15 protein-coding genes and 2 tRNA genes are annotated in these 19167 nt (G+C 61.3%); 1 reads left to right on the forward strand and 16 read right to left on the reverse strand.

What is annotated here, in order from left to right; genetic code table 11:
• Positions 1–55: 55 nt before the first annotated feature.
• The 10 genes from glgB to AAEU42_RS04470 all read right to left on the reverse strand — a co-directional run bounded on the left by glgB (position 56) and on the right by AAEU42_RS04470 (position 12178).
• Positions 56–2023 (reverse strand): 1,4-alpha-glucan branching protein GlgB, encoded by a 1968-nt coding sequence (gene glgB / locus AAEU42_RS04425; protein ID WP_342232324.1) that lies wholly within the window; start codon positions 2021–2023, stop codon positions 56–58.
• Positions 2024–2280: 257 nt separating this feature from the next.
• Positions 2281–2595 (reverse strand): hypothetical protein, encoded by a 315-nt coding sequence (locus tag AAEU42_RS04430; protein ID WP_342232325.1) that lies wholly within the window; start codon positions 2593–2595, stop codon positions 2281–2283.
• 124 nt (positions 2596–2719) lie between these two features.
• Positions 2720–3223: a GreA/GreB family elongation factor gene (locus tag AAEU42_RS04435; protein ID WP_342232326.1), complete on the reverse strand. Its 504-nt coding sequence runs from the start codon at positions 3221–3223 to the stop codon at positions 2720–2722.
• Positions 3224–3602: 379 nt separating this feature from the next.
• Positions 3603–3689, reverse strand: a tRNA-Leu gene (locus tag AAEU42_RS04440).
• A gap of 78 nt (positions 3690–3767) precedes the next feature.
• Positions 3768–4133, reverse strand: coding sequence for a metal-dependent transcriptional regulator (locus AAEU42_RS04445; RefSeq protein WP_342232327.1), 366 nt, complete (start codon positions 4131–4133; stop codon positions 3768–3770).
• Positions 4134–4329: 196 nt separating this feature from the next.
• Positions 4330–5952 carry a sensor domain-containing diguanylate cyclase gene (locus AAEU42_RS04450; RefSeq protein ID WP_342232328.1) on the reverse strand — a complete coding sequence of 541 codons (1623 nt, stop codon included), beginning with the start codon at positions 5950–5952 and terminating at the stop codon, positions 4330–4332.
• Entirely contained in the window at positions 5934–8177 is a 2244-nt protein-coding gene (locus tag AAEU42_RS04455; protein WP_342232329.1) for an EAL domain-containing protein, read from the reverse strand. Before AAEU42_RS04455 ends, AAEU42_RS04450 begins: the two co-directional genes overlap by 19 nt.
• 152 nt (positions 8178–8329) lie before the next feature.
• Positions 8330–8719 (reverse strand): RidA family protein, encoded by a 390-nt coding sequence (locus AAEU42_RS04460; protein ID WP_342232330.1) that lies wholly within the window; start codon positions 8717–8719, stop codon positions 8330–8332.
• 711 nt (positions 8720–9430) lie between these two features.
• Complete coding sequence (locus tag AAEU42_RS04465; RefSeq protein ID WP_342232331.1) at positions 9431–11338, reverse strand: ATP-binding protein; 1908 nt, start codon at positions 11336–11338, stop codon at positions 9431–9433.
• Between the two features lie 757 nt (positions 11339–12095).
• Positions 12096–12178, reverse strand: a tRNA-Leu gene (locus AAEU42_RS04470).
• Positions 12179–12286: 108 nt separating this feature from the next.
• Between AAEU42_RS04470 and AAEU42_RS04475 the strand changes: the two genes are divergently transcribed.
• Positions 12287–13135, forward strand: coding sequence for a pyridoxamine kinase (locus AAEU42_RS04475; RefSeq protein ID WP_342232332.1), 849 nt, complete (start codon positions 12287–12289; stop codon positions 13133–13135).
• Between the two features lie 59 nt (positions 13136–13194).
• Here the strand turns inward: AAEU42_RS04475 and feoB are convergent, their stop codons facing one another.
• The 6 genes from feoB to AAEU42_RS04505 form a co-directional block, all read right to left on the reverse strand.
• On the reverse strand, positions 13195–15291 hold the full coding sequence (feoB, locus tag AAEU42_RS04480) for a ferrous iron transport protein B (RefSeq protein ID WP_342232333.1): 2097 nt from the start codon (positions 15289–15291) through the stop codon (positions 13195–13197).
• Complete coding sequence (locus AAEU42_RS04485; protein WP_342232334.1) at positions 15288–15521, reverse strand: FeoA family protein; 234 nt, start codon at positions 15519–15521, stop codon at positions 15288–15290. The genes feoB and AAEU42_RS04485 overlap by 4 nt, the downstream gene beginning before the upstream one ends.
• Before the next feature lie 164 nt (positions 15522–15685).
• The gene (locus AAEU42_RS04490) at positions 15686–16441 is read right to left on the reverse strand and encodes an amino acid ABC transporter ATP-binding protein (protein ID WP_342232335.1); all 756 of its coding nucleotides are present in this window, start codon (positions 16439–16441) and stop codon (positions 15686–15688) included.
• Between the two features lie 13 nt (positions 16442–16454).
• On the reverse strand, positions 16455–17102 hold the full coding sequence (locus AAEU42_RS04495; RefSeq protein WP_342232336.1) for an amino acid ABC transporter permease: 648 nt from the start codon (positions 17100–17102) through the stop codon (positions 16455–16457).
• Between the two features lie 89 nt (positions 17103–17191).
• Positions 17192–18073: a transporter substrate-binding domain-containing protein gene (locus tag AAEU42_RS04500; RefSeq protein WP_342232337.1), complete on the reverse strand. Its 882-nt coding sequence runs from the start codon at positions 18071–18073 to the stop codon at positions 17192–17194.
• Positions 18074–18195: 122 nt separating this feature from the next.
• On the reverse strand, positions 18196–18957 hold the full coding sequence (locus AAEU42_RS04505) for a DUF4261 domain-containing protein (protein WP_342232338.1): 762 nt from the start codon (positions 18955–18957) through the stop codon (positions 18196–18198).
• Positions 18958–19167: the final 210 nt, after the last annotated feature.

Genomic DNA, 19167 nt, shown 5'->3' on the forward strand with positions numbered 1-19167 from the left:
TGCGCTGGAGGGGCGTCCCCCGCCGGTGGACCCGAGAGGGAACTGCTTGAAACGCTCAAAGTTCCTTTTTTGCCGGGCTCTTCTTTTTGGGCTCCGCCTTTTTCCGGACGGGGTTTTTCCGCGCGCAGCGGTAGATGACGGAGCTCATGGCGGGCAGATCCACGGCGATGGACTGGTCCTGGCCGTGACAGGGGATCTTCTCCGAGGAGATGAGTCCCACGTCCCCCGCGCCGCTGCCGCCGAAGGCGGCGTCGTCGGAATTCAAAATGGCCTCGTACTTGCCGCCCACGGGGACCCCCACCCGGTAGCCGGGACGGGGGACGGGGGAGAAGTTGCACAGCGCCAACAGGAAGGCGCCCTTCTTATCCTTGCGGAGGAAGGCCACGGTGTTGCCGCCGGAATCGTCGGCACACAGCCATTGGAAGCCCTTCCAGTCGAAGTCCTCCTCCCACAGCTCGCTGCGCTGGAGGTAGAGGCTGTTGGCGGCCTGGAAGAAGGCCTTGAGCCGGCGGTGGCGCTCGCCGTCGGCGTCCTGCTGGTCCAGCAGGTGCCAGTCCAGGGAGTGTTCGAACTGCCACTCGTGCCACTGGCCGAACTCACTGCCCATCATGAGGAGCTTTTTCCCCGGATGGGTGAGCATGTAGGTGTAGAAGGCCCGCACCCCGGCGTACTTCATCTCGTCCTCTCCGGGCATCTTCGCCAGCAGGGAGCCCTTCAGGTGGACCACCTCGTCGTGGGAGAGGGGGAGAATATAGTTTTCCGAGAAGGCGTACACCAGGGAGAAGGTGATGTCCCGGTGGTTGTACTGCCGGAAGTAGGGGTCCAGCTTGATGTAATGCTGGATGTCGTTCATCCAGCCCATGTTCCACTTCAGGTTGAAGCCCAGGCCCCCCTCGCTCACCGGGGCGGTAACCAGGGGCCAGGCGGTGGACTCCTCGGCGATCATCATGGTGTCGGGACAGGCGGCGAAGATGGCGGTGTTCAAATCCTGGAGGAAGCTCACCGCCTCCAGGTTCTCCTTGCCCCCGTGGATATTGGGGACCCACTGGCCGTCGGAGCGGTTATAGTCCAGGTACAGCATGGAGGCCACCGCGTCCACCCGCAGGCCGTCGGCGTGGTACTGCTCCAGCCAGAAGAGGGCGGAGGAGGTGAGGAAGGAGCGCACCTCGTTCTTGGCGTAGTCGAAGACCATGGTGCCCCACTCGGCGTGCTCCCCCTTCCGGGGGTCGGCGTACTCGTAGCAGGGCTGGCCGTCGAACTGGTAGAGGCCAAAGCCGTCCTTGGGGAAGTGGGCGGGCACCCAGTCCAGGATGACCCCAATCCCCGCCTGGTGGAGCTGGTCGATGAGCCACATCAGGTCGTGGGGGGTGCCGAAGCGGCTGGTGGCGGCGAAGTAGCCGGTGCACTGGTAGCCCCAGGAGGCGTCCAGGGGGTGCTCCATCACGGGCATCAGCTCCACGTGGGTGAAGCCCATCTCTTTCACGTAGGGCACCAGGTATTGGGCCATGTCCCGGTAGCTCAAAAACTCGTCCTCCCCAGTGCGCCGCCAGGAGCCTAGGTGCAGCTCGTAGACGTTGAGGGGGGCGGTGTAGACCGGGTGGGTTTTCCGCCACTCCAGCCACTTGGCGTCCCCCCACTGGTAGCCGGACAGGTCATAGAGCTTGGAACCGTTTCCGGGCCGGGTCTCGGCGTGGAAGGCGAAGGGGTCGGCCTTGGCCAGGGCCCGTCCGTCGGCGGTGTGGATGACGTATTTATAGGTGTCGTACCGCTCCAGTCCGGGGACAAAGACCTCCCACACGCCGCCGCCGATGGGGGAGAGGGGGAGGGCTTCCACGTCCCAGCCGTTGAAGTCGCCCATGAGGCAGACTTTTTTTGCGTGGGGGGCCCATACCCGGAAGGAGTAGCCCTCCCGGCCTCCCTGGGTCACCGGATGGCTGCCCAGGAAATCCTGGAGGTGGGTCTCGCTTCCCTGTAAAAACCGGTCCAGCGGCGAGCGCTGGACGGCCGTTGTTTTCTTTTGCACAATAAAGACCTCCCGACGAGTTGGTAAATTATTACAAAAATTGAAATCCCCAGAAATTGGGTGCTGTAAAATGTACACAAAGAACGCTAAACTAAAGATTTAAATTGTGTAAATTATACAACTCTTTCAAGAAAAGGTCAAGGGAAGATTCCCTCGAATGGAAAAAAGCGGAGACAAAAAACAGCGGGCCGACACCGTCTCCACCTGGGTGGAGCGGTGCCGGCCCGCCGGGGGCGATAAAATTGTGCGGAAAGCCGTCAATCCTGTGCCTCCCGGGCCGCGTGGGCGTCCCGTCGGGCGATGTCCTCGGCCAGGGTGCGCCGGGGGCGGGCCTCGATGGTCTGCCGCCACTGCTCCAGCCAGGAGGGCAGCTGGTCCAGCCCCTCCTGGGAGAGGGGAAAGGCGCGGGTCTCCTCCACGTCGGAAAATTCATAGGCCCAGGGGCCCTCCCATACCTGGGCGGTGAGGCCGCCGTCCTCCGGCCTGATCCGGTAACGCATCCGGCCAGCGCTGGCCGACCAGGGGTTGCCGTTTTCGAAGTGGGAGAGGACGGGCAAAAAGAGTTCGGCCATGGGTGGGCCTCCTTCCGTAAAGTCTACCAATGTAGTATACCATAAAGCTGGAAAGGGTTCCAGCCCTAATTGTGTAAAAAACGGGCGGGTCCAACGGGCCCGCCCGGAGCGCTCCGCCCCCGGCTCAATACTTGTTCAGGGGGATGCTCCCGTCGTCCCGGCCCTTCTCGATGGCCTGAATGAGCATGTCATAACCGTAGTGTTCATCCACCTGGATGTGGACCCGGTCCCCCACCTGTCGGCCCAGAAGGGCCTTTCCCACGGGGGATTCCCGGCTGATAAGGCCGTGAAGGGCATCCTGGCGCATGGTGGTGACGATCTGGTAGACCTCAGTCTCCCCCTCGTCCTCCAGAAAGACGGTAACCTTGTCGTAGAGGGCCACGCCGCCGTTTTTGCCCCCCTCGTCGATGATGCGGGCGGTGCGGATCATATTTTCCAGGTAGCGGATGCGGCCCTCGTTGCGGTTTTTCTCCTGCTTGGCGGCCTTGTACTCAAAATTTTCGCTCAGATCTCCGAAGGCCCGGGCCTCCTTCACCGCCTCCAGCAGCTTGGGCCGCAGGCGGATGCGCCGCTCGTCCAGCTCCTGCTTCATCAGCTCGATATCCTTCCGGGTCAGCTCGTTGTGCATGTCTCCCACGCTCTTTCCATAATGATGCCGGGCCTCCGGCGGAGCGGAGGCCCGGCATCATTATAGCACGGATCGGAGAAAAGCAAAAGCCGGGTTTGGGGAGAGGCGGCCGCGGCTCTTTCATACCATTCCCTGGAGATGAGGGGAAAGGGACAGAGCCGCGGGACGGCAAAAACGATATTGAGAAGAAGGGGCCCCGCACAGCGGCACGGCGCGAGTGCGCCGCAAATTCGGAGCCGCCAAAAGCGGCGGAGAATTTCCGCAGGGCGAATTCATTTCGCCCGTCCGCGGATGAAATCAAATCGGGTGGAGTGACACGCCGCGGCACGGAACCCAAAAAAGAAGGAATTTTGTCTTATGACAAAATTCCTTCTTTTTTTGGTGCACGAGGTGGGACTCGAACCCACACGTCCTTGCGAACACCGGCACCTGAAGCCGGCGAGTCTACCAATTCCACCACTCGTGCGTTGTGGCTGCGCCGTTCAGCGCAAGTGATATGTTACCACAAACCCCTCGATTTTGTCAACCCTTTTCGCTGATTTTTTTAAGGGGAACCGAAGTGTTCTTTCAGCTTTTGAAAGGTCTCCACGCTCAGGTCGTGCTCGATGCGGCAGGCGTCCTCGGCGGCCTGCTCTTTTCCGACGCCCAGCTCGGTGAGCCAGCGGGTGAGCAGGCGGTGGCGCTCGTAGATCCGCTCGGCGATCTCCCGGCCCTTGGCGGTGAGCTCGATGACACCCTCGGCGTCCATGGTCACGTCGCCGTCCTCCCGCAGCAGCTTCATGGCACGGCTGACGCTGGGTTTGGAGAAGCCCAGGTGACGGGCCACGTCGATGGAGTGGACCAGGCCTTTTTCCTCCTTGAGGACCAGCACGGCCTCCAGGTAATCCTCCCCGGATTCCTGCATCTTCATTTCACCGTCCCCTTTCTGAGCCTTTTCGATAGTTTAACATAGTTTTTTTCGCCATGCAAGGGCTGGCGGGAAAGGAGGACGGGGCACCGGCGGAGGGCTCCCTGTGCTTTTTCCGCCGCCTGGCGAAGTGACGTGAGGGAGGGATGGCCGGCGGCCCGCCCTTTCAGACGGGCCGCCGCGGTCTTTCCCGCGGGACTCAGGAGCTCCGGGGTCCCCGGCCCGCCTCATCCCGATAGACGTGGCAGCGGGCACGGCCTTGCTGTTTGGCGGTATAGAGGGCCTGGTCGCTCTGCTGGATCAGGGTGTCGAGCTTCACCGACGGGTCGTCGGTCTGGGCGATGCCGATGCTGGCCGAGAGGATGCGCAGCTGGGGAGAGGACTGGAAGGCGCGTTCCATCCGCCGCAGCAGCAGCTCCGAGCGGGCCTGCAGGTCGGACAGCTCATAGGGCCCCAGCAGGGTGATGAGGAACTCGTCCCCGCCCAGCCGGGTGATGGACCCATCCGGGAACCCCTCCTTCAACACCCGGGCGGCCAGAATCAAGGCCTGGTCCCCGGCGTTGTGCCCATAGGTGTCGTTGACCAGCTTGAACTGGTCCAGATCCACGTAGATCAGGCTCACCCGCTGGTCGGCGCGGTTTTTCCCCACGTAGTCGTAAAACCAGCGGCGGTTGTAGAGCCCGGTGAGAAAATCCGTGTTGGAATTGTGCAGAATCTGTTCCTCCAGGTTGCGCTCCACCGTCACGTCCCGGCAGATGCACAGCTGGCCCACCTGGGTCTCGAAGATGTCGAAGATGGGCTCCTCGTGGATCTCAAGGATCCGCTCCACCCCGTCGCCGGCGGTTTGGCGGACCTCGGAATAGCCCTTGGCATCCAGAGGCTTCAGGCCGGAGAGGGCCCGCTCCTTCCACGCCTGATAGCTCTGGCCCAGGATGTCCCCGCGGGGGGTGGAGAAGTACTCGGTGAATTTGTCGTTGACGTCGATGACGGTGCCCTGGTCCAGGATGACCAGGATGGCGAAGGGGATGCTGTTCAGCAGGATCTCCAGCTCCGTGCAGACGTTTTCCAGATCGGTGACGTCATGGGCGACCCCCACGGTGCCCAGGAGCTCCCCGGTGTCGTCGAAGATGGGGGACTTGTAGGTCTTGAACTGGCGCAGCCCGTGCTTGCTCAGCACCTTTTCATCGAAAAGGCAGGTCTCCTTCCGGCGCAGCACCTCTTCCTCCGTCTCCAGGCAGACATATTCCCCCGCGGCGTAGTCGTCGGGCTCCAGGTCCCAGATGTAGTAGTGCCCCCGGCCCTGGATGTCCCGCTTGGTTTTTCCCACCGCCTGGCAGAAGGCGTTGTTGACCTTCTCGTGGGAGCCCCGCAGGTCCTTGAACCAGACCAGGTCCGGGATGCTGTCGATGGCGGTGTCCAGGTAGGCCTGGGTCAGCCGCAGGTCCTTGCGGAGCCTGCGTTCCTCCAGCAGGCGGCCGAACCGGTCCGCCGCGAAGGCGGGAGGGACCGGGCTGAGCCAGAGCCCGGCGCACCGAAGGCCGAAGGTTTCCTGGGCGGCGGCCATCTCACCGGCCGGGACGCATAGGATCACCTGTACCTCCGGGGCCAGCCGGGACAGGATGGGCGAGGGGTCCAGGCCCGGCAGGTCCAGGCCCGGCAGGTCCAGCACGAGGATGTCCGCGCCGGTGAGGCTTGCCCCGTCCGCGGCGGAAAAGGCCTCGATTCGGCAGGTGAACCGCTGGGGGACGGGGGCGCGGCGGAGGGCCTGGGCCAGCCGGTCATCCGGGCTGACGACATAGACGGTCAGTTGACAGTGGTACATGGGGACAAACTCCCTCCCTTTCTCCGCATGGCCTGCTGTTCCAATTCCGCCTGGATCTCCGGCGAGGGTTCGGCGGAACGGCTTACGGTCTCCACGATGCCGACGGCCTTGACCGTCTGTCCGGCCCGGTCCTTGATGGCGGTGAGGGTGATCCGGTTCCAGATGAGGACGCCGTCCTTCAGCTTGGCGTGGATGATGCTGGAGGCCCGGGGCTCACCCCGGTAGATGGCGTCGTAGACCCACCGGAAATCCGCCTGGGATTCCGGGCAGACCGTGTCCTGCTCGATAAAGCCCTCCGGGGCGTTGGCCACCGTGGCGTCCAGAGAAAACGTCCGCTGGGCGTACTCGGAATAGCGGGCCTCCCGGGTGGCGATGTCCAGCTCGAAGAGGAGGATGTTGGTGGCCTCCATGGCCACGCGGAACCGCTCCTCGCTGATCTGAAGGTGTTCCAGGTACTCCATTTGCTCCGTCACGTCGGAGAGGGCGCCGTAAAAAATGTCCTCCCCGTTCTTCCTGGCCAGGTGGAAAAACTGGAGCTTGAGCCAGCGGGCGGCGCCGGGGCGGCACTGGCGGAGGCAGACCTCCGCGCCCCGCTCATCCTGGGACTGCCGGGCCCGCTCCAGCGCGTCCAGGAGGAGGGGCCGGTCCTCCTCCTGAACGTCGGAGAACAGGTCTTGCGCCCCGGCGGGGAGGTTCTCAAAGGCGTCGGAGCGCCCAGTGAGGCGGTAATAGGCCTCCGTCCCCCGCAGGAGCCGGAGTCGCCGCCCGTCGAAGCTGCACAGGGCGATGGCGCCCAGCACGTTTCCCAGCAGCCGGTCGGACATCACGTCCTTGTGGAAGAGATCGTGAAAATCCAGCAGCATCTTTTGGTCGATGCGCAGGGTCCCGTCGTCGGAGAAGTCCACCGCCCGGCCGTCCAGCAGAAGGGCCTCATAATCCTCCGCAGGCATGGGGCGGTAGAAGAAAAAGCCCTGGGCGTAGACGCAGCCCAGCTCCTTGAGGAAATCCACCTGCCACTGGTACTCCACCCCCTCCGCGATCAAGGGCAGGTCCAGCCACTTGCTCATATGTACCACGGACTCCAGAATGTCCTTGCTCTTCTGGCCGTTGTGCTCCAAAAAGCGCATGTCCAGCTTCAAAATGTCCACGTTTACATTGTTGAGCATGTTCAAGGAGGAGTAGCCGCTTCCGAAATCGTCCATCAGGATGGTGAATTTGCGCCGCATCAGCCGCTCGACGGTGCGGATGACCGCCTCCGGCTGGTTGACGTAGGTGCTTTCGGTGATCTCCAGCTCCAGGAGGGAGGGCTCCAGCCGGTATCTGCGCAAAATCTCCTCCAGGGCCGCGCACACGTCCATGGTGAGGATGTCGGTGCGGGAGATGTTGACGGAGACGGGTAGGGGCCTGTGGCCCATGTCGATCCACCGCCGCAGCCGGCGGGCCGTCTCCTCCCAGATATAGAGATCCAGCTGCTTGATGAAGCCGTTGCGCTCAAACAGCGGGATGAAGGTGCTGGGCGGAATCAGGCCCCTGGTGGGGTGCCGCCAGCGGGCCAGCGCCTCGGCGCCGACCACCTTTTCGGTGAGCATGTTGCATTTAGGTTGGAAGTAGACCTCGAACTCCCGCCGCTCCAGCGCGGCTTCCACATCGTGAAGCAGGGTGTGCTCATCCAGGAGCTGTTCCATCTGGCCGCTGTCAAAGACAGCGGCGTGCTGGAAATAGTTGCCCTTGGTGCGCTCCAGCGCCAGGGAGGCCCTGTCGCACAGGGCGGAGATGGGCTGGGTCCGGTCGGTGACCGGGCAGAAGCCCATGGCGGGCGTGACCATGACCCCCAGGGGATTGTCCCGGAAGATCCGAAGGACGGCCTGCTGAGCCTCCTCCCGCAGCCGGGAGGGGAGCAGGAGGGCGAACACGTCGTTGCCCAGCCGGGCGGTCAGGTGGGCCGGCGGGGGAAATGCCTTTCGCAGCTCCCGTGCGGTGTAGCGCAGGAGCCGGTCTCCGGCGGCGGAGCCGTAGACATGGTTGATGAGCTTGAACCGCTCCACATCCACGCAGGCCAGGTCGTAGCTGGTATCCTGCCGCTCCGACAGCAGCGCCCTGCCCTGTTCAAAAAAGGCGTCCTTGCTCAAAAGACCGGTGAGGGAATCGTATTCCCGGCACCGGCGCAGCTGTTCCCGCAGCGCGTGGTTTTCCGCCTCCAGCTCTTCCAAGGACCTGTCTGTCATAGGCTCACTTCCCCGCATTTTCATTTTTAACAGGTTTATTATAATCCTTTTTCTGCCGTTTTGCACATATTCTATTGCTGAGGGCGCAATTTCCCTTCAAAGCGCAAAAAAGCGCCCCCGGCGGGGGCGCTTTTCCCGTTTGATATGAAGTTTCAGCGGCTCTTCTTGACCGCGGTGACCATCACTTCGATCTTACAGCCGTCGGCCAGGTCCACGCCGCCGAAGCACAGCCGGGAGGGCATGCGGCCGGGCGTGAAGTGCCTGACGTACTCCTCGTTCATCTGGTCCCGCTGGGAGAAGTCCCGCAGCAGGACCTCCACCCGGACCACATGCTCCATGTCGGAGCCGTACCTGGCCAGGATCCCGGCCAGGTTCTCAAAGACCCGGCGGGTCTCCTCGGTGATGCTGCCCGTGACCAGCTCTCCGGTCTCCAGGTCCTCGGACACCAGCCCGGAGAGGAACAAAAACTGATCCTCCACCACCACGAGATCGGAATAGGGGGCGCCGCTGTTTTCCTCAAAACTGACAAATCTGCAATCCATGTCCATCCTGTCCTTTCTGCTTTTTCTGCCGTGCATAATCCTGTATCTGCGTCTCCCGCTCTAATTGGGGCGGAGCCCGGCGAAGCGCCCGCGGTGGGGCAGCCCCGAGGGAGAAGAAACATCCTGTCTGGCGAAGGGGCCTCTGCCAAAAGGGAGAGGTGTTGAGCTGCCACGACTGGGCAAAATCGATATTTGAGAAACGAGGCCTGTATAATAGCGCAGCGCAAGTGTGTCATAAATTTGGAACCGACAAAGACAGTGAGAAGCTTTCATGGGGCTAAAGCTTGTGACTTCAGACTAACCATAGAAAAGTGATATAAAATTTAACCGGTCTTGGGCCAATCGCGCTCAAGACTTTGCACGATTATTTTTCCAGACTGACAATAAGGGCATTTCAAATGGGTATTTGCAGGCGAATCTGGATGGATTTTGTTCCTGATTGGAATCCCATAATCAACACAGGCGTGCCACATTCCCGCCTCCTGAACGTACGCGTCAGCGGGGGTCCAGGTGTATTGAAAGTAAAAGTAGGAAAAGTCATATAAGTAGTTATGAGTTAGAAGGCGTGTCTGCAGACAAGTATCTGACCGTCCTACGTACCCTACTAAAAACTCATCATCCACAACTTCTCCTAAGGCATATATCCCCGCTTTGCCCTTATCTACCAATATTCGTATAACTTCAGGAAGAAAAAGAAAAACGTTCTTCATGTTATTCGCCTCTCTTCTTGCGGACTTCTCTCATCGTTGTTGCTAAGACTCGGCCCCAAACCTCTCGGAAGTTGTTGAGCTGCTCTTCTAATTCGTCGCGATAATCAGTATTGGCTTCGGATAAACCACACTGTTCTCCCTTGACCAGAGAGAACAATAACAGGAAAATTGCATTCTTCATTTCATTCCGATAGATTAGGAAATCATTTATGATATCATTGACGTTTTCTTTATTTTCATCTTCTGCTGACATCGTGCTGAGCAGGGGTTCCAGTATATCAACATAGAAGGGGTGCTTCACATTCAGATTTAAAACGATTTGATTGATTTGATATTCGGGATAAAACAGCGCCGAATTAAAAAAGTTTGAACTAGGGTTAACAACTAGCGGTAAGCTGCTCAGTTCAGCTTTCTTTTTGGCGCGTTTTTCGGCGTCTTGATACCTGCCAGGATCGAGACGTTTTTTGACGATTTTTTCAAGGACTTCGTCCCGCTTCTTTTCGGACTCCTGGGTTCTCTCTTCTCTCGTCTCGTTTTTCGGAAGACGCTTTGCAGCATCTCGGTAAATAATTTCTGCATCCTTGATCGGATCCTGGTCTTCCTGTGCCTTGCTCTGCTGTCTTCTGGCAATTTGGGCAGCTCTATCAGAACGAATGATTTCTCTCAGGTTGCGAATGTAAACCATAATAGAATCGTAGATCTTATTCCGCAGGCTTTCGCTGGGGATAATGTCGTTTTTAATAAAACGCATCTCAAAGTGGGAGTCCAATTCGGCGGGGAAGCTGATTTCGCACCCCCACCACCGGTCAAGATCCTCGTCCTTCGGTTTGGAATCATCCTTTCGTCCAATTACGTTAGACAGTGCCCCATAATAGACTTCGCGTCCCTCGCGTAAAATAGAAACGCCTTCATTCTCGTGAATCCTTCGGTCTCTGTATATATTCTTGCTGCCAGGCTGTCTGCCATCCGTATACCAAGGCTGGGGAAGCTTGGTCAATTGGATTTCCACATCCGCCATTTTCCCGTCCGTCCCCGGAATCTCCAACGGAAGCCGCAAAGGCTCTCCGCTTCCGAAAGGCGTGGCTTTGGGGTCCCAGGGCTCTCCCTTTTTTTCCGCCGCCGCATCAAAGCGGGTAGGCCCGTCCATATAGAGAGGGTCATGCAAATAGACCTTCGCTCCGTTATGAAAAATCTGAGTGCCCTGACTGATAAATTTTCGATAGGTTCGTCCGATGTAATGCGCCAACTGACTATCCGTACGTTTTGCCTTGAAATGTCTTAAGACGACGATCGTCCCGCTGGAACCCTCCAGAATACCGGCATATTCCGCGATGACCGAATCCTGAGCGGAGACCTGGCATGGAAGGGGAAGGTAAATATCATCATCGTCTCGATTCTCAAAATCAAGATAAACGTACAGAAAATCAGACTCTGGATCGGTACGGCTGTATACTTCTACTCGCCATGCTAGACTGGTCGCTGCGGCAGGCAATCCCATGCCATACCGTCCGATTCCCTTCTTTCCGTTGTCCTGCGGCCTGATGGAGGCCCCCAATGCCAGACAGCTTTTTACCGCATCGTAGCCCATGCCTTTGCCATTATCTATTACGGCCAGTTCTTCGATATATTTTACTGCGTTGCTTCTGGTAGAAGACGTGGTGTATTTCATTTTTAAATCGATTTGGGTAGCGTGTGCCTCGACCGCATTGTCAATGAACTCGCCGACCGCGCTTTCCAGCCGGAGACCGGAATCACCGAGGGCGGCGAATGCGCGGCTCGTTGCAAAAACCACCGGAGTATCGTCGGCTTTTACCGGGGGATGTTCCTCTTTTCGGTCAATGTCTGCGGATGTCTCAGGATGCGCAAAATCTACAGTTTGGGTATTGGCGGCGGTGTTTTTCTTCGTCATGAGTATTATACCTCCATAAATTTTTAACGCATTACTGCAACATAAAAAGGCACCCTGCACATGCAGGGTGCCTGAATATCACAAATGACGTCTAGTACAATAGACCTCCCGGATATACCCTTTCAGGATCTCTGCCTGAAATCTATCCTTCAGTCTACCATAGGGACGATTTGCTCATTCTTGCCGTATGACATTTCTGCCTTTACTACGACCTACTGCAAATGCGTTATTTAATCTATAGCATATTTTTCCTCCTTTGTCAACTCTTTTAGACAAAATAGAACGGTCAAATTTGTAGGAGTATCATATATTTTAACCTATAGAATCAAAAAAAGGGGAAACCCAATGGGGCAATTTAACATTGACCCCAAGAGGTCACATCCCTTATGAATAAGGGTATAATCCAGGACGAGGAAAAACGGCGCAGGGGAAAAGTTGGAAATATTACAGGGTCCGGTCATATATCTACTTTTGGAAAAGACGATGGGACAGTTAAGGAAGCAGCCCGAGCAGATTAAATCGATCAGGTGTCTCACTGCGGCGCGTCACAAAAATGTACGCACCCCCTATCCCTCTCCGGACGGAGCCCAGCGTAGTGGGTACGCCCAGAAAACTCAGAAAGACCCCGTCCAGCTGAGGGGGCTCACCGGCAGGCGGGGATTCATGTCCAAACGGGGTGTTTCTGAGCTAGTGAAACAAAAGAGAGCTTATATGAACAAGAGCTAGACGGACCGTTAAGGTTCGTCCAGCTCTTGGTTGGTGGGGGTAAAGGGACTCGAACCCTTACGCGTGAGCATTGGCTCCTAAGACCAACGTGTCTACCAATTCCACCATACCCCCGTGAAAACGAGACCAGTATACCACAGAAAAAACAGCCCCGTCAATCGTTGCGTTCCGGGGGGAAACCAGCTATAATAAAAAGCGATTTGTAAGGGAGGGACCCTTTTTATGATGAAGCAAGCGCCCCATGTGGCCGCCGTCCACGACCTGTCCGGCATGGGCCGGTGCTCTCTGGGCATCGTGCTGCCCGTTTTGTCCGCCATGGGCTGCTGGTGCTCGCCCCTGCCCACGGCCTACCTGTCCGCCTCCACCATCTTTCCCCCCTCGGATAAGTTCGTTTTCCGGGACCTGACCGGGGAGATGGAGGGCTCGGCGGCCCACTGGAAGGAACTGGGGGTGGGCTTTGACGCCATTTACAGCGGCTTCGTGGGCTCGGCGGAGCAGATCGGCGTGCTGGGGGACTTCCTGCGGGAATTCCGGGGGGAAAAGACCCTGGTGCTGGTGGACCCGGTGATGGGGGACTGGGGCAAGCGCTACCGCACCTACACCGCTTTGATGTGCGAGAAGATGTGTGAGCTGGCGGCTCTGGCCGACGTCATCACCCCCAACCTCACCGAGGCCGCCATCCTGCTGGGGGAGGACTACTCCGCCGTCCCCACCACCCAGGCGGGGCTCCGGGGCTGGCTGGAACGGCTGAGCCTGGACGGGCGCCGGTCGGTGATCCTCACCGGCATCCACCCCGCCGTGGACGCGGTGGGGGCGGCCTGCCTGGACCGGGAGACCGGGGAGGTCTCCTACGCCGCCGCCCACGAGGAGCCCGCCCAGTTCCCCGGCACGGGGGATCTCTTCGCCAGCGTGGCCCTGGGGGCCCTCCTGGCGGGAAAAAGCCTGGAAAAGGCCGCCGCCCTGGCCGTGGCCTTTGTCCAGCGGTGCGCCCAGAGGACCCTGGAGCTAGGGACCCCCATCCAGGAGGGAGTCCAGTTCGAGGGCCTTCTGGGGGAGCTGGCCGGGGGCTGACCCCGGCGGCGCAAAGCGGCTCTCTCACCCGTATCTCCACGGGTGAGAGAGCCGCTTTGTCATAGAATGGCCAGGGTGAGCAGGTGGAAGAGGAAGCAGGCGGCCATCCCGCAGGCGGTGGGGAGGGCAAAGGCCAGGGCCGTCCATTTGAGGCTCCCCGTCTCCTTGTGGACGGTGAGGAGGGTGGTGGCGCAGGGCCAGTGCATCAGCGTGAAGAGGACGACGCTCACCGCCGTGGTCCAGGTCCAGCCGTGGGAGGACAGGACGGTGAAGAGGGCGGCCCCCTCCAGCTCCAGCAGGCCGGTGCCCGCCGTGTAGGCCATGAGGATGATGGGGAGGGTGATCTCGTTGGCGGGGAGGGCCAGCAAGAAGCCGGCCAGGATGACCCCGTCCATCCCCATAGCCCGGCCCAGGGGGTCCAAAAGGCCGATGAGCCCCGCCAGCAGGGTGGTGCCCCCCACCGTCACGTTGGCCAGCACCCAGATGATGAGCCCCGCCGGGGCGGCGGAGATCACGGCCCGGCCCAGCACCTTGAGGGTCCGGTCCACCACGCTGCGGACGATGACCTTTCCCACCTGGGGCGGCCGGTAGGGGGGCAGCTCCAGGGTGAAGGAGGAGGGCACCCCCTTCAAAACGGTGCGGGAGAGGGCCTTGGAGGCCAGCAGGGTCATAAAGACCCCCAGGACGATGACCCCCGCCAGCAGCGCCGCCCCCTTCAGCCCCGCCAGGGCCCCCGCCCCGGCCAGAAAGAGGGTGATGAGGCTGATGAGGATGGGAAAGCGCCCGTTGCAGGGGACGAAGTTGTTGGTGAGGATGGCGATGAGCCGCTCCCGGGGGGAGTCTATGATGCGGCAGCCGGTGACCCCGGCGGCGTTGCAGCCGAAGCCCATGCACATGGTGAGGGCCTGCTTGCCGCAGGCGTCGCAGCGGTGGAAGCACCGGTCCAGGTTGAAGGCCACCCGGGGGAGATAGCCGAAGTCCTCCAACAGGGTGAAGAGGGGGAAGAAGATGGCCATGGGGGGCAGCATCACGGCGATGACCCAGGTCATCACCAGATAGACCCCGTTGATGAGCAGATCCACCAGGGCCGCCGGGACGCCCATGGCCCACAGGCCGGATTCCAGGACCACCCCAAGCCGCTGGAAGAGGTCCGAGAGGAGGGCGGAGGGGTAGTTGGCCCCCGTGATGGTGAGCCAGAAGATGCCCATGAGCAGGAGGAGCATGATGGGGAAGCCGGTGGCCTTGCTGGTAAAGAACCGGTCCAGCAGCCGGTCCCGGCGGTCGGCGTTTTCCGCCGCCTTCACCACGCCCCGGCACAGCCCCTCCGCCCGGCGGACAAAGGCGGCGGCCAGGTCGTCCCGGAGCTTCTGGGGGGTGATCCCCGCCTCGGCCAGCTCCCGCCGCAGGGCCGTGAGGGCCTCGCTGAGCTGGGGGGCCTCCTCCGGGTCCAGGCCTAGGGAGCGGACCATGGAGGCCCGCAGGCTCCTGTCGGCGTCCAGCAGCCGGGCGCACAGCCACCGGGGTTGGACCGGCCCGGCCACCGGCTCCACCAGGGGGAGGAGCCGGTCGATGGCCTTCTCTATGTAGCCCGGATAGGTGACGGGGGGCTGGTCCCTGGGGGGGAGGGAGAAGGTCCCCTCCAGGGCGTCCAGCAGGGCGTCCAGGCCGTCCTTATCCCGGGCGGCGGTGCCCACCACGGGGACCCCCAACCGCTGGGAGAGGAGGGGCAGGTCCAGGGTGACGCCCTTTTTCCTTGCCTCGTCCATCAGGTTTACCGCCACCACCACCCGGGGCACGGCCTCCATCACCTGGAGCACCAGGTTGAGGTTGCGCTCCAGGCAGGTGGCGTCGCACACCACCACGGCGGCATCGGGCCGGTCGAAGCACAGGAAGTCCCGGGCCACCTCCTCCTCGGCGGAGTGGGCGAAGAGGGAGTAGCAGCCGGGGATATCCACCAGCACGTATCCCCGGTCCCGGTAAGTACACCAGCCCTGGGCGTTGGCCACCGTCTTGCCCGGCCAGTTCCCCGTGTGCTGGCGCATGCCGGTGAGGGCGTTGAAGATGGTGGATTTGCCCACGTTGGGGTTGCCCGCCAGGGCCACCACCCGGTCGCTGTCGGCCCGTTTGTTCACGGTCAGGGGAAGAGAAGCCGTCATAGCGTCACCTGGACCCGGCCGGAATCCTCGTCCCGCAGGGCAATGACGGCGCCCCGGATCTGGTAGGCGGAAGGGTCGCCCAGAGGGCTGCGCCCCAGGCAGGCCACCTGGGTCCCGCTGATGAGGCCGATGTCCTGCAATCGCCGCCGGGTCTCCCCCGCGGCGGATAAACCACACACCACCGCCCGCTGTCCGGGACGGAGGGCGGTGAGGGAAATGCCTTCGTTCAAGTCGTTCACCTCCGAAGTTTTGGGTGCCCTATCGGATGGCACCACCGTAGTCTATGCACGGCGGCGGGACCGGGTGAACGGGCGGGGGAGGGTGGCGTCTGGCCGGGGCGGGGGAGAGAAAAAGCCCCGGTGTCCTGAGTAGGACACCGGGGCCTTGAGAAGTTTTACGCCTGGGCGTACCGGGCCAAAAACTGCCTGGTCCGCTCCTCCCGGGGGTGGTCGATGACCTCCCGGGCGGGCCCCTTCTCCACGATGACGCCCCCGTCCATGAAGATCACCTCGTCGGCCACGTCCCGGGCGAAGGCCATCTCGTGGGTGACGATGACCATGGTGGTGTGCTGGTCGGCCAGGGAGCGGATGACCTTCAGCACCTCCCCGGTGAGCTCCGGGTCCAGGGCGGAGGTGGGCTCGTCGAAGCATAGCACGTCGGGGGAGAGGGCCAGGGCCCGGGCGATGGCCACCCGCTGCTGCTGGCCGCCCGAGAGCTGATGGGGGTAGTGCCCCGCCCGGTCGGCCAGGCCCATGCGCTCCAGCAGCTCCAGGCCGTGGGCGTCGATGGCGGCCCACTTGGATTTGCTGGGCTCCCGCAGTTTGACCGCCAGGGTCACATTCTCCAGGGCGGTGTACTGGGGGAAGAGGTTGAAGCTCTGAAAGACCAGCCCGAAGTGGAGCCGCTTCTGCCGCAGGGCGTGCTCGTCGGTGACGGCGGTGCCGTCGTAGAGGGTCTCCCCCGCCACGGTGATGCGTCCGGCGCCGGGGGTCTCCAGAAAGTTGAGGCACCGCAGGAGGGTGGTCTTGCCCGAGCCGGAGGAGCCGATGATGGCCACGCTGTGCCCCTCGTCCAGGGAGAAGGAGATGTCCTTCAAAACAGAGGTGGCGCCGAAGGATTTATTGAGGTGTTCCACTTCCAAAAGGGCCATGCCGGTCCCCTCCTTACACTTTGAAGTAATCCAGCTTCTTTTCCGTCCGGCTCAAGAGCACGGTGACCACGCCGTTGAAGACGAGGAAGAAGACCCCGGCGTAGAAGAGGGGCCAGATCATGGCCCGGTTGCCGAAGTCCTTGGCCATGGCGATGATCTCCTTGACCATGATGAAGTTGGCCAGGGAGGTGTCCTTCACCAGGGTGATGATCTCGTTGCCGATGGGGGGGACGATGCGCTTGACCACCTGCAGAAGGGTGACCTTGAAGAAAATCTGGCTTTTGGTCATGCCCAGCACCTGCCCGGCCTCCCGCTGGCCCACGGGCACCCCCTGGATGCCCCCCCGGAAAATCTCGGAGAAGTAGGCGGCGTAGTTGAGGACGAAGGCCAGGGCCGCCGCCGTCATCTTGGGCAGGTTGTACTGCGGCCCGAAGGCGATGCCCGGCAGGTAGTAGACGATGGCCAGCTGGAGCATCAGGGGGGTGGAGCGCATGATGTACACGTAGAACCGGGTCAGCCAGCACAGGGGCTTGAAGCGGCTCATGGAGCCGAAGGACACCACCAGCCCCAGGGGCAGGGAGAGCACCAGCGTGACGAGGAAGAGCTGGCAGTTGAGCCCGAAGCTCTCCAGCAGCATGGTGGTGACGGTCTGAAAACTCATGGTCGGCGGCTCCCTTCTTGAGACACGACACGGGGCAGGGGTTGGACAACCCCTGCCTCGGCGTAATGGTATTTATGATGGGGAAAGGCTTACTGGTTGGCCAGCAGCAGGTCGGCCAGGTCGTACTTCTCGGCGATGGTGTTCAGGGTGCCGTCGTCGATGAGGGCCTGCATGGCCTCGTTGAAGGCGGGGGCGATGTCGCTGCCCTTGCGGAAGCCCACGCCGTACTCCTCCACGGAGAGCTGGAGGTCGGGGATGACCATCAGGTCGGAGTAGTCCCCCTGGCCCACCATGGCGCCCGCCAGCACGAAGTCCAGCACGCAGGCGTCGGCGCCGCCGGCCTTGACCTCCAACAGGGCGTCCACCTGCTTGTTGACGGAGGTGTACTGGGCCTGGGCCAGGTTGGGGTCGGCGTCCTCGCCGATGATGGCGGCCTCTCCGGCGGAGCCGGCCTCGGCCTCCACACGGGCGTCCGTCAGGTCGGCGGTGGTCTTATACTTGTCGGCGTCGGCGGAGCGGATAACCACCACCTGATAGTTCTTCACGTAGGGGTCGCCGATTTCCAGCGCCTCGGTGAGGGCGGGGGTGATGGTCATGCCGTTCCAGATGCAGTCGATGCGCTTGGAATCCAGCTCCATCACCTTGGAGTCCCAGTTGATCTCTTGGAAGTCGGGCTCCAGCCCCAGCTTTTCGCACACGGCGGTGGCGAACTCGGTCTCGAAGCCCACGAAGTCGCCGTTGTCGTCGATGTAGTTCATGGGGGCGAAGTAGGTGAAGCCGATTTTCAGCTTCCCGTTGGAGGTGACGTAGGCCAGGTCGCTGTCGGCGGCGCTCTCCACGGGGGCGGCGGAGCCGGCGGGGGCCGTGGTCTCGGGGGGCGTGGTTTGGGTGGTATTCCCGCCGCCGGCACAGGCGGTGAGGGAGAGGCCCAGAGCGAGGGCCAGGGCCAGAGAAGTCCATTTCTTGTTCATAGCGGGTTCCTCCTGTTTCCTTTTTGCTTAAGACTTTAGTATAGTAACACGCTAAAGGAAAAATGTAAAGAGAAAAAGCCTCGGCATTTTTCACAAAGAGGGCGGAGGGCCCCGGCGGGTACTTACCGGCCCCCGCCGGCGAATTTCCCGGGGCAGATGTCCAGGACCGTCCGGGCGGGGCCCACCATGGCGTCCTCCCGCCGGCAGGGCCATTTGCCGTGGTCGATGCCCTCCACGGTGTTGCCGTCCTGGATGACGTCGCCCCTTTGGTAGAGGTAGGCCGCCAGATTCCGCAGGAACAGCACCACGTCGTCCGGGTCCAGGCCCTTGCAGTGGCACTGCAGGTCGGGCAGGCCGATGGCGGTGAGGCCCAGGGTGTCGAAAAGCATCTCGTCCGTGCCGGAGATTTTGAAAAACCGCACGTTCAGCCCGCCGTCCAGAAAGCGGAGGGCGGGGTCGTTCCAGCCTGTGTCACGCATCCGCTCCCGGGGCATCAATTTCTGGCTGTGGGGCCAATAGATGCCGATGCACGCGGGGAAGAGGTCCAGGATCAGGCCGGCGTAGTCGGCGATGAGCTGGTACTGCTCCTGCCTGGGCAGAGAGGCCGCCATCATATTGCTGCACATAATGGAGCAGCGGCACTGCTCCGCAAAGGCCTGCCGCTGGGCGCGGCAGTCCCAGAACTGGGCCACGATCTGCTCGTCCCACAGCGACCGGTCGAAGGCGTCCGGCCCCATCAGGACCAGCTGGCTTGGCACATGGCGGTTTTCCTTTTCGTAGCGGCCCGGGTGGTCCAGCAGGGCGAAGCCCAGCAGGTCGCCGCTCCGGCTGGGCATCTTTGGCTCCTCCGCCATAGGCTCCACCCCGCCGAATTTTTCGCGCATGGCCGACAGAAACCGTTCCAGAGGCGGCATCTCCGCCGGAGCTTCAAATACCGGGATAAAAAAATAGACAGAATGCCATTTCTGGACAAAGGAATCCCCACGCTTTTCCATATGCGGCAGCCTCACTTTGACGAATTTCTTTTACTTTACCGTAAAATCGCTGCCGCGTCAATTCGTCAGTCTGCCGGAAGGCGGGTCAAAAATCTGCCC

It is taken from the genome of Pseudoflavonifractor phocaeensis, assembly GCF_038439875.1.
Lineage (GTDB): Bacteria > Bacillota > Clostridia > Oscillospirales > Oscillospiraceae > Vermiculatibacterium.